Raw genomic sequence first — 10,405 nt, 5'->3', positions numbered from 1 at the left:
ATGCTCATGACAAAATTTACTGAGAACACAATCAGAAAAATCAGCGTTAGCAAGATAAGTAATTGTTTTGATAAAGACATAAGATACAACCTCAATATGAAAGGCATCATCAGGCTGGAATCAGCATGAGACAGGCGTTTTACAGCATCCTCCAGTAATCGGGCTAACATTACCTGTGCGATAACGCTCAAGCAAGCTAAATCCTGAGATATTGGCGAAAATCAGCAAGGATTGTGCTTTTGTTTTCATCTTTGCGTTGATACGATCTCTCACTCTTCCTTGAAGGTAGTCTTCCGATGTTTACAGTTTTGGCGCAAATGGCGGTACTAATTGCATGTGGTACGCTTTGGCAAGCATTGGCGCCTAAACATATTCCGGCGCTGGCACATCGTCGGGCGCTTACCGATCTGGTGTTTTATATATTGTTGCCGGCAATGGTGATTGACGTTATCTGGCAAGCACCACTGGATATCAATTCGCTGAAGATTTCGTTATTGGCCATAAGTGGTTTGGCGACAGCAGCGCTCGCTATCTGGTTGGTGCTGAAAAGAATTCCAGTGACCAATGCCCAAAAAGGCGCTTTGATTTTGGCCGCGACATTTCCCAATGTGACTTACTTGGGTTTACCGGTATTGGATCAAGTGCTGGGAAGCTGGTCAAACGCCATTATTCTGCAATATGACTTATTCGCCTGTACGCCGGTGTTGATGACTTTAGGCATGTTAATGGCCGGCTATTATGGCAATCACGATCAGTCCTCGCATCCGTTAAAAAGCCTGGCGAAAATCCCGCCGTTATGGGCAGTGACCATTGCTGTCATTTTGAATTTGCTGGATGTTGAAAGGCCGGAAGTTATTCATTCTGCGTTGCAAACCCTGTCGGGTGGGGTAGTGCCACTAATGCTGATTGCACTGGGAATGAGTATTCGCTGGCACAGTCTGCGTTTAAACCTACTGCCACTGTTATTGCCGGTGGCGATTATTACCTTGTTTATTGCACCTGCAGGTGTCTGGTTAGTAACTCAGGCATTAAACCTGCCAACCGAAATAATGACCACTGTGATTTTATCGGCGGCGATGCCTACCATGGTATTCGGGATTGTGATCTGTGAACGCTACGGTTTGGATACATCACTTTATGCAGCAGCAGTGACCTTAACCACCGTGCTGTGTATGGTCAGTTTGCCGCTGTGGTTTTACTGGATTAATTGATCAGACCAGACAAAACCGGCTTGTTCGATGGCCTGTTTAATCAGTTGCATGGCTTGTTCAACCTCATCTGCTTCACCGCGTAAACTGAATTCAATATGTGGCGGCTCTCCCAAATGCGGCAGGCTGGATAATTTCAGTTGTGGATAATCATTAACGATTTGATTCATTACCGATAACAGATCGGATTCACGTCCTCGCTGCACAAAAATAATCTGCTCAGCAGCCGGTCGCTGGTTTTTTAAATGTGCATAACGGTTATCTAAAACCCATTCCACCATTGGCCAGGCCATTTCCGGAAAGCCAGGTGTGAAGTGATGATTCGCATAAGAAAACCCCGGTATGCGATTGATTGTATTTGGAATTATCTGTGAACCTTCAGGTAGATATCCCATCAAAACACGGTTTGGATAAGCAGTTTCACCAAAACGAGCTTCAATTTCTGCGATTGCTTCGGGGTGCGGAATTAAAGGCACATCAGCAATTTTGGCAACGGTCTGCCGGGTTCGATCATCGGGTGTGGCACCGATACCACCAAAGCTGAAGACCAGATCCTCGCTGTTCATGCTATAGCGTAATGCTCGCTCAAGCTGTTGTGGATCATCGCCTACAATCAAGGTCCAACTCAGTTCCAGACCACGCTGGGCCAGCATCATCTGTAATTGATTAAAGTGTTTATCCTGACGTTTGCCGCTGAGGATTTCATCACCAATAATAACGGCTCCGATATGCATGTTTACTCCATTTCTTGTCGATTACGCATAAAATCTGCGGTCTGGGCAAATGAACTCATTAACTGTTCGGCAAATAACGGATCAAGATCCATTGATTTCAGTGCCTGTGCCATGCAATACAACCATTGATCACGTTCTTCTATGCCAATGGAAAAGGGCAAATGTCTGGCTCTTAATCTCGGGTGGCCATATTTTTCTATATATAAAGAAGGTCCGCCCAACCAACCACTTAAAAACATAAATAACTTATCTTCACTGATTTGGATATTTTGTGGATGCATACCCCGTATTAACTGGGTTTGCGGTGTTTCACACATGGTGGTGTAGAAGGTATGACAGAGTTTTCTGACACCAGTTTCGCCGCCAATGCGTTCATAGGGTGTTGCGATATTCGCCATGCTGAATCCAAGCTCAAATCCATGCAGTTTACTCCGCATCGATGTACTCATAAAGGCTTATAAGGTTGCGACATGGGGGGCAGACCGGGATAATGGGCTGTTCTCTTAGCACAACAAAAGGAGCAATAGCTTATGAGTGAAAGAATTGTGATGCGAACCGGTGAAGCACTGATCGCAGATGGCCCACCATTAACAGCTGCAGAACCAGAAGTCGTTATCGGCGAACTGGATGGACCGGTTGGAATCGCATTTGCGAATTTAATGGGTGATCAGGTCAAAGGTCACTCGCGCGTATTAGCGCTGATGAATACTGATGTTCAGGTTCGTCCAGCCACCATTATGGTCAGTAAAGTGACTGTTAAGAACACCGCCTATACCAATATCCTGATGGGTACGGTACAAGGTGCAATTGCCAATGGCGTATTGGATGCAGTGCGTAAAGGCATTATTCCTAAAGAAAAAGCAAACGATCTCGGCATTATTGTTTCTGTGTGGTTAAACCCAGGTATCACTACAGTTGAAAATCTGGATCATGAAGCATTGTTTGATGTGCATCGCCGTGCAACTACGCGTGCAATCGAGAAAGCAATGAACAATGAGCCTAGCATTGATTACTTGCTGGAAAATCAGGACAAACTGGTTCACAAGTATTATCAGAAAGAACTGGATGCGAAAAAATCCTGATTGAATTTTTTTGCATTGGCTGTGGTCATATTTTTGGGTCAACTGACCTTAGTAGTTTTATTCACAGCCTCGACAAAATTTACGGTTTGTCTGCGAAAGCAGGCAGACCGTTTTTTTTGCGATGTATAATGCAGCGATATATGAATAATGGCGGCCAGTGAAATAATGGATTTATATTCCATCGATAAATTAATGCATGAAACCCGACAGCTGGCCGCACGCTATCGTCAGGCGACAGGCAGCACATTACCTGTGACCGGTGAAATTGCGCGTTATGACGCATCAAAATCCCTGGATTTACAGTTGCTGGATAATTTGAACTCCAGTTATGACGCCATAGGTAAAAGTGGTGAATTAGCCGATCAGAAACTGGTGATTAAAGGTCGGGCCATTTTTGATAGCAGTAAATCCACTCCGCGGATCGGTCAGCTTAATCCCGCTCAGGAATGGGATGGGGTGTTGCTGGTGTTGTTTGATGATGAATATCAGCCGGTCGAAATGTTTTATGCGACTAAAGACGTTATCCAGCAAGCGCTTAATGAACGTGACAGCAACCGTAAAAAACGCGGTGCCATGTCGATAGCACAATTCAAGATCATCGGTGAACGGGTCTGGACCGCCGAAAATGGTGTTGAACCAGAGATTTGGGATAATCAGGCGACGTGAGTTATGTCGATATCTTGAGACTTCCCGGAATACGTTATGCAGGATGATTTACAACAGATTTTTGGTGAAGGCGGCATTCTTGCCAGGCAAATCAAAGGCTATCACCCACGTCAGGCCCAACAGGAAATGGCGCAACGTATTGCAGATACCTTGGCATCTGCAACTGTTTTAGTCGCTGAAGCCGGTACCGGCACCGGCAAAACCTTTGCCTATTTAGCCCCAGCTATCCTATCCGGGCAAAAAGTGTTTATCTCCACCGGCACTAAAAATCTTCAAGATCAATTGTTTAGACGCGACTTGCCGACTTTGCGTAAAGCGCTGGCTGTGCCATTTCAAGCTGCCATATTAAAAGGCCGTGGCAATTATCTCTGTCATCATCGATTGACCCTGGCAGAACAGGATCCTTTATTACTGTCACAGACTGACACATTACGATCGTTACGTGACTGGTCACAAAATACTAAAAATGGCGATTTAAGTGAGTCTGATCTGCTGGAAAGCCAATCCAACCTCTGGCCAAGGGTCACCTCAACTGTAGATAACTGTCTGGGGCAACAATGTCCCGAGTATCAGCAATGTTTTATTGTAGAAGCGCGTCGCCGGGCACAGGAAGCCGATATTGTGGTGATTAATCATCACTTATTGATGTCTGACTTTGCCTTGAAAACGGCTGGACAGGGTGAAGTTTTACCCACTGCCGATGCGTTTATTATTGATGAAGCACATCAGTTACCGGCCATTGCCGGACAATTTCTCGGCAATCGCATCAGCAGCCATCAAATCGTTGAACTGTGCCGGGATAGTGTGCAGGAAATGCAGGATCATGCTGCCGATAGTCAGACGCTCGCATTGCATGCCGAAAAACTGCAAGCCAAGTTGCAAACACTGCGGTTACATATTGGCAATGTTGAACAACGCACACCCTGGCTAACGCAATTATTCAATGATGAAATTAAAAACCATTTCAATGAGTTAGTAGACTATATTGAAGTATTTGAGTCAGAGCTTGAACCCTTGGCAGTGCGTAGTCCCGGCCTGTCTCAATGCCATGTAAGAGCCACTGAATTACTCAATATCATTCAATTATTTACTGAACAAAATGACGATAATCTGGTGTTATGGCTGGATAATCGGCCAACCGGTTTTGTATTACACGCCACGCCATTTGAAATCAGCCAGCATTTTCAGCAATGGCTGGAAGAAAAACCCGCGGCCTGGATCTTTACCTCGGCAACCTTAACCGTTGCTGGTAAATTCAACCATTTCTGCCAGCATCTAGGTATTGAGAATGCCGAATATGCCAGTTGGGACAGTCCATTTGATTATGCCAAACAGAGTCTTTTGTACCTTCCGAGTATTCCAGTAGAACCTTCAGATCATCGCTACAATCAGTATGTTGCGGATATCGCAAAAGAAGTTATTTTGCATAGTCAGGGCCGAATTTTCCTGTTGTTCACCAGTTACCGGGCAATGCATGAAGTTGCTGAATTATTGGCCGATCTGGACTATCCATTAATGGTGCAGGGGAGTGGGGCGAAGGCAACCTTGCTGGAAGAGTTCCGTCAGCATGGCAATGCGGTATTACTCGGCACCAATAGTTTCTGGGAAGGTGTTGATGTCAGAGGCGAAGCCTTATCCTGTGTATTAATTGATAAGATTCCGTTTGCTTCACCAGGTGATCCGGTGTTGGAAGCACGAATTAACAATCTAAAAGAGCGGGGCGGTAATCCATTTCGCAGCATTCAGATCCCGGCTGCCGTCATTCAGTTAAAGCAGGGGATAGGTCGATTAATTCGTGATGAACAGGATCATGGTGTGTTAATCCTGTGTGATCCGCGGTTGCTGAATAAACCTTATGGCAAAGTGTTTATGCGCAGTTTACCTGCCATGCCAATCACACAGGACATCACACAAGTAGAAGGTTTCTTTAGTAAACGACAACTTAAATCTGCTATAGAAACCTAATTAAATCAATAGCTAATAGCCGATATGTCACATTAAATCTAATGCGTATTTCTTTAATAATTCCAGTGGAATTATTTCTGTTGCACGTTGATGAGTACTGGCCAGAACCACTTTAGGTGCCATCTCATGTTGCTGTGCTTCAAGCCATCGCTGTGCACATAAACACCATCTGTCTCCGGGCTTTAAACCTGGAAAATCAAATTCCGGAACCGGAGTGCTTAAATCATTGCCCCGGAAACGCGAAAACTCAAGAAACGGCTGAGTCAGTTCAACACAAACCGTATGCGAGCCAAAATCCTGATCACTGGTATTACAGCATCCATCACGGAAAAAACCGGTGACAGGATCATGGCTACAGCTTTGTAACGGTTCACCCAGAACATTTAAAGCGGGGCTGATATCCAATTCCATAATCAGTCGTATTTAATGTATTTAAAGCGTGCATCATCCGGAGTACCAACCAGAGCGCTGCCTTCAACTAAGCCGGGTTGCCACATAATAACTTCTTCAATCTTACTGGCCAGTTCAAAATCCTTATCCGAAATGCCTTTGGCAGCATGATTAGTCAGTTTAACAATGACAAACGCATAGGAAACCGTGAGGTCAGGGTGGTGGAAAGCGGCTTCAGCCAAATGACCGACAGTGTTAACCACCATTAATGTGGATTTCCAACCACTGGTTTTATATTTACGGCGAATCCAGCCATTTTCCAGATACCAGTTAGGTAATTCTGCCTTGAGTCGTTGCTCAACTTCAGCATCGGTATAGGTTTTTTCGTTTTCAGTTTCTCTCCAGCTCATCGTCGATACCTCATTTTTTGTTAAAGAGTTTATGAACTGACAGTGTAAAGCATTATCAGTTTTCGCAGTTAGGGCAGAATTGTTTGGCAATCCTCATTGCCTCATCAATATCGAAATGTGCATCTTTAGATCTAAGCTCTTCAAGATGAGTTCTAATTTCATCATCAGTAATCTGTTCGTATTTCGAAACCTGATCATAAGCATAATGTGCGGCCAGTTTTTCGCCGCTATCTAATTTGTATTCACCAAAATATTTCACACCAGGGGATTCTTCAGCAGTATTAATACCATCCACAATCTGCTCAATAGAATTGGCGTCTTTAATAAAATCAGCAGTCATGATTTTTCTCCAGTTAACAAATAGAGTTTTTATCGTAACGCTTAAAAAACAAATACTGCTTTTACATAGGTTAGAACGACGTCAGAAACTGCAACTTTACGGCTGAATTAAGACAAAAGGGACAGAGTTGCATATTTAAGTTGCTAAGCACTTACATTCACCATAGATACTGTTAATCAGTACGTAATTTAACATAATATACATTATACGAACTTATGGATCGACAAGAAATTGAGCAGAACTCACCCAACAAACTGTGTCGATCTGTTTCGATAGATATTCCGATAATGTGGGTTATGACAAAAAAGATTGGTTTTTTAAAAAGGTTCAGAATTTAAAATCTGAGCGTTTTAACCATACAAACCCCACAACATTTTAAATTCTGAATGATTGGTAATTTGGTTAATCAAGAAATTTAGATTTTCTTAGGTTCTTAATCTCGTCATAAAGATTTTTCCGTTTTAAATATTCATGCATTTCTCTTGCATCCGCGGGATCTTCTTCATGCCACCATCCACTGACGATATTATTTAAGATCTGTACTGCAAACTGTTTTTGAAGATCGTCTTCTTACTGACTTATTCATTAATCATGGAATAATCTTCTCAGCACGCAGCCGATCAAATAGATCGAAAAACGCAGCTCTTGTTTCGCGGAAATGATCAAAACCAAATTCACGAGACTTAGTCGTATCGTTAACGCACTCTTGCTCCCTACCCAGGTCAGCATCGGTGTGCCACCAAGAAGCTAGTTTGCTAATGTCGGGCTCAACCAAATCATGCTTTTTAACAATCTCACGCCAGATTGTATCGGCTCCGGCCATCTGTGATTCCAACGATTCAGGAGATTCGGGGCAATCCGCGATTTCAAGACCGAAATACTCGCCGATTTCACGCCACATGCGTCTCCAGCGAAAAATGTCACCGTTGACCGTATTGAATGCCTGATTTGCTGCGCCTGGAGTTGTTGCGGCCCACTCCATCTGACGTGCCAGAACTAATGCATCGGTCATATCGGTTAGTACATTCCACTGAATTTGCGAACCTGGAAACACGAATGGTTTAGCCGTTGCTCTGCAGATCGAGGCGTAAACGGCAAGTGTAGTGCCCATATTCATAGCATTGCCTCGAGCGTAGCCAATTACTGTGTGTGGACGATGCACATTACTTTCATTAATGCTCGGGATGCCTGTCAAGCTGTGCAACGGCTGAGCGATGTACTCGCTCAACACTCCATTCTCACGCCAGACGGCACGGAACTGCACATCACGTTCAGCGCCGGGGTTGTTGATGCCGGTTCACAGGCGACGCTGGATGCGATGTATCGGGAGGCAGATCAGGCGTTGTACAAAGCCAAGCATGAAGGACGCAATAGGGTGCAGATATTCTGAACGGCATTAGGATTGGCAAAAATTAATAGAGAGTTTTCTAAAATAGTTCAGAATTTAAAATCTGAGAGCTTTTACGATACCAACCCCGGCAAGATTTTAAATTCTGAATGTTTTGATCATTGGTTAATCGAAAAACGTAGATGATCCTGGGTTCTTAATTTCGATTAATTAGTGGCGTCAATGATTCTGGCTATTTCGTAAAATTAAGACGAGCAACTGTAATGCGATAGTCCGCCGACCTCAAAAAACTTGAGTGGCTTCAGCCTGTAATATTTCTCTTCTACCTCTTTTGATAGCTCTTCGTATGGCTTGGTCATGATTTCTTGCAGTTCTCGAAGTAGAGAGTAGTCCCCCGCCGCCGCTTGCTGATAAGCCGGTGCCACGAACCATTCCCGCAAACTGTATTTCGGGTTCACCAGTTTCATCTTTCTAGAGAGTTCATCAAGAGTATCGGTGGTGTTGATCGTAATGATCGCTTTCCATTTACTGAGCCATTCTGACCAAAGATTATTCATCCGTTCGAGGTCTAGATTATAGTTCCGGTTCTGGTAAAAGCTTTTTTTGAGTGGCTCAATATCGTCGGGCAACGATGATAGTTCGCGAAAGAAAATGGTGTAATCAACCGATGTTTGCATCATCAGCGATACCAGCTCGCTAAATAACTCCGTGTTAAAGGTATCAAGCCCAAGTTTGGCTGCCCACATTTTCTCCATTTGCACCTGCATTACTGATGCAAAGTTGCTTTGCATTTCGTCCAGTTCTCGCAGGGTGTCCTGATCTGAAGTCAGCAACGGACGCAATGCTGTACAAAACATCTGAAAGTTTTTTTCTGCTGCATTAGGTTGATTCAAAAATGCGAAGTGTTGGCCTCCTCCCGTCCATGACTGGAAGTACGGATCAAACAGTTCGCAGAATCCGAATGGACCGTAGTCGAGTGTGAATCCACCTGCAGCACAATTGTCGCTGTTGAAGTTACCTTGGCAATAGCCGACACGGATCCAATTGGCAACTAGTGATGTCAGTCGGCTTCGGAACTCGCGGGCAAGCAACAATACTTTTTCTGGAGTGCTCAGGCTTTGGTCAATGACGTCTTCATACTCACGATCGATGAGGTGTAAGACTATCTGCTCCAGCTCTTCCCTTGCTTGTGGATGCTCGTTATTACGGGCACGACGACCGAAAAGCTCAATTTGGCCAACCCGAATGAAAGACGGTGCGACTCGTGTCGAGATAGCTGCTGGCTCCAATATAACCATATCTGGATCCTTCGAACGTGAGCCTTCTGAGTACCATGGACGCTTTACTTTCTCGGTTTTCGATACGTACAGACTCAGAGACTGTGAAGTTGGAACCCCAAGGGCGTGCATATGCTCCTGTGCCAGAAACTCTCGAACACTTGATCGCAAAACAGCGCGACCATCCGCGCCGCGACAATATGGCGTACGGCCTCCACCTTTTAGCTGCATTTCCCAGCGATGACCGTTGATAACGGTCTCTAGCACCGAAATAGCCCGACCGTCTCCGTATCCGTTGCCAGTCTGAAACGGACATTGCTGTTTGTATTCAGTGCCATATATAGAAAGTGCATAGCCAGTCGCCCATCCAATCTTACGCATCGGCTCCGGAACGTTTGCAAGGTTGCCGGAAAACACACGCATAAAGTCTGTCGACTGAGCCATGCTATCGGCGAAACCCAGTTCGCGAAATAGATTTTTACTGTGCGTGACGTACTCGGGGTTTTCGAGAGGCGTGGGACTGACCGGGACATAGTGGCCTGAGAAGACTTGACGGGGATAGTGGTCGGCCCCGTTGGATGTCGCTTCAGGATCAGCGTTGAGCGTGTCCATATACGAGTAGCTTGCTAACTTAGCAAGATTGTCGAGATTGGAGATGGATTCCATAGAATCGGTTTGCTGGGGCGATCGCTTTATCATAGGTTTCCAAATGAGGCAGGAATAAAGGGGGCTTACCTGCTGCGTGTTCAATCACAATGGAGGTTTGCTCGATTGCGGGGCAAGACTTGTGAGTATAACTTGAACCCTGTCTTCGTTTCACTGGAAGGATTCAAATCTCAGACAGCAGCCTCACATGTGATTACTATCTGATAGTTAGAGATGTCTGTTTTATGGATTGCCATACAAACTTGATCCCAAATGTTACCGTAGTAAGCGTCAACAACAAAATGAGTTGAAATTACATATGATCCCCCTCTCTATTCTG

General features: G+C 44.7%; 13 protein-coding genes. 5 read left to right on the top strand and 8 right to left on the bottom strand.

What is annotated here, in order from left to right; all coding sequences use genetic code 11:
* On the bottom strand, window positions 1-191 hold a 191-nt coding region (locus tag Q7V21_RS04070), incomplete at its 3' end, for a hypothetical protein (RefSeq protein ID WP_304916051.1).
* Window positions 192-296: 105 nt separating this feature from the next.
* Between Q7V21_RS04070 and Q7V21_RS04065 the strand changes: the two genes are divergently transcribed.
* Entirely contained in the window at window positions 297-1,211 is a 915-nt protein-coding gene (locus Q7V21_RS04065) for an AEC family transporter (protein WP_304916050.1), read from the top strand.
* Here Q7V21_RS04065 and Q7V21_RS04060 read toward each other — a convergent pair.
* The gene (locus tag Q7V21_RS04060; RefSeq protein ID WP_304916049.1) at window positions 1,196-1,942 is read right to left on the bottom strand and encodes a molybdopterin-binding protein; all 747 of its coding nucleotides are present in this window, start codon (window positions 1,940-1,942) and stop codon (window positions 1,196-1,198) included. The two genes, Q7V21_RS04065 and Q7V21_RS04060, sit on opposite strands and share 16 nt — an antisense overlap.
* 2 nt (window positions 1,943-1,944) lie before the next feature.
* Complete coding sequence (locus Q7V21_RS04055) at window positions 1,945-2,340, bottom strand: group II truncated hemoglobin (RefSeq protein ID WP_304916048.1); 396 nt, start codon at window positions 2,338-2,340, stop codon at window positions 1,945-1,947.
* A 132-nt stretch (window positions 2,341-2,472) separates the two neighbouring features.
* On the opposite strand from Q7V21_RS04055, the gene fae reads away from it, so the two are divergent.
* The 3 genes from fae (at window position 2,473) to Q7V21_RS04040 (ending at window position 5,655) form a co-directional block, all read left to right on the top strand.
* Window positions 2,473-3,024, top strand: a complete 552-nt coding sequence (gene fae / locus Q7V21_RS04050) for a formaldehyde-activating enzyme (RefSeq protein ID WP_304916047.1) — start codon at window positions 2,473-2,475, stop codon at window positions 3,022-3,024.
* Window positions 3,025-3,189: 165 nt separating this feature from the next.
* A complete protein-coding gene (locus tag Q7V21_RS04045) occupies window positions 3,190-3,690 on the top strand; it encodes a hypothetical protein (RefSeq protein ID WP_304916046.1) in 501 nt (166 codons plus the stop codon).
* Between the two features lie 36 nt (window positions 3,691-3,726).
* Window positions 3,727-5,655 (top strand): ATP-dependent DNA helicase, encoded by a 1,929-nt coding sequence (locus Q7V21_RS04040; protein ID WP_304916045.1) that lies wholly within the window; start codon window positions 3,727-3,729, stop codon window positions 5,653-5,655.
* Between the two features lie 27 nt (window positions 5,656-5,682).
* Here the strand turns inward: Q7V21_RS04040 and Q7V21_RS04035 are convergent, their stop codons facing one another.
* The 4 genes from Q7V21_RS04035 to Q7V21_RS04020 form a co-directional block, all read right to left on the bottom strand.
* Window positions 5,683-6,054, bottom strand: a complete 372-nt coding sequence (locus tag Q7V21_RS04035) for a DUF2237 family protein (RefSeq protein ID WP_304916052.1) — start codon at window positions 6,052-6,054, stop codon at window positions 5,683-5,685.
* A gap of 14 nt (window positions 6,055-6,068) precedes the next feature.
* The gene (locus Q7V21_RS04030; RefSeq protein WP_304916044.1) at window positions 6,069-6,455 is read right to left on the bottom strand and encodes a 4a-hydroxytetrahydrobiopterin dehydratase; all 387 of its coding nucleotides are present in this window, start codon (window positions 6,453-6,455) and stop codon (window positions 6,069-6,071) included.
* Window positions 6,456-6,510: 55 nt separating this feature from the next.
* Complete coding sequence (locus Q7V21_RS04025; RefSeq protein ID WP_304916043.1) at window positions 6,511-6,795, bottom strand: hypothetical protein; 285 nt, start codon at window positions 6,793-6,795, stop codon at window positions 6,511-6,513.
* 589 nt (window positions 6,796-7,384) lie between these two features.
* Entirely contained in the window at window positions 7,385-7,957 is a 573-nt protein-coding gene (locus Q7V21_RS04020; protein ID WP_304916042.1) for a hypothetical protein, read from the bottom strand.
* Here Q7V21_RS04020 and Q7V21_RS04015 point away from each other — a divergent pair.
* Window positions 7,952-8,185, top strand: coding sequence for a diguanylate cyclase (locus Q7V21_RS04015; RefSeq protein ID WP_304916041.1), 234 nt, complete (start codon window positions 7,952-7,954; stop codon window positions 8,183-8,185). The two genes, Q7V21_RS04020 and Q7V21_RS04015, sit on opposite strands and share 6 nt — an antisense overlap.
* 203 nt (window positions 8,186-8,388) lie before the next feature.
* Here Q7V21_RS04015 and Q7V21_RS04010 read toward each other — a convergent pair whose 3' ends face one another.
* On the bottom strand, window positions 8,389-10,086 hold the full coding sequence (locus Q7V21_RS04010) for a YdiU family protein (protein ID WP_304916040.1): 1,698 nt from the start codon (window positions 10,084-10,086) through the stop codon (window positions 8,389-8,391).
* Between the last annotated feature and the right edge of the window lie 319 nt (window positions 10,087-10,405).

It is taken from the genome of Methylophaga sp. (assembly GCF_030651745.1).
Note: the sequence above shows the minus strand (reverse complement) of the source record. Positions and strands in the feature narration are given on the sequence as shown.

Coding starts and splice junctions, on each gene's coding strand:
- Q7V21_RS04040 (WP_304916045.1), top strand. CDS start 3,727: ATGCAGGATGATTTACAACAGATTTTTGGTGAAGGCGGCATTCTTGCC.
- Q7V21_RS04025 (WP_304916043.1), bottom strand. CDS start 6,795: ATGACTGCTGATTTTATTAAAGACGCCAATTCTATTGAGCAGATTGTG.
- Q7V21_RS04045 (WP_304916046.1), top strand. CDS start 3,190: ATGGATTTATATTCCATCGATAAATTAATGCATGAAACCCGACAGCTG.
- Q7V21_RS04055 (WP_304916048.1), bottom strand. CDS start 2,340: ATGGCGAATATCGCAACACCCTATGAACGCATTGGCGGCGAAACTGGT.
- Q7V21_RS04010 (WP_304916040.1), bottom strand. CDS start 10,086: ATGGAATCCATCTCCAATCTCGACAATCTTGCTAAGTTAGCAAGCTAC.
- Q7V21_RS04065 (WP_304916050.1), top strand. CDS start 297: ATGTTTACAGTTTTGGCGCAAATGGCGGTACTAATTGCATGTGGTACG.
- fae (WP_304916047.1), top strand. CDS start 2,473: ATGAGTGAAAGAATTGTGATGCGAACCGGTGAAGCACTGATCGCAGAT.
- Q7V21_RS04030 (WP_304916044.1), bottom strand. CDS start 6,455: ATGAGCTGGAGAGAAACTGAAAACGAAAAAACCTATACCGATGCTGAA.
- Q7V21_RS04015 (WP_304916041.1), top strand. CDS start 7,952: ATGCACATTACTTTCATTAATGCTCGGGATGCCTGTCAAGCTGTGCAA.
- Q7V21_RS04060 (WP_304916049.1), bottom strand. CDS start 1,942: ATGCATATCGGAGCCGTTATTATTGGTGATGAAATCCTCAGCGGCAAA.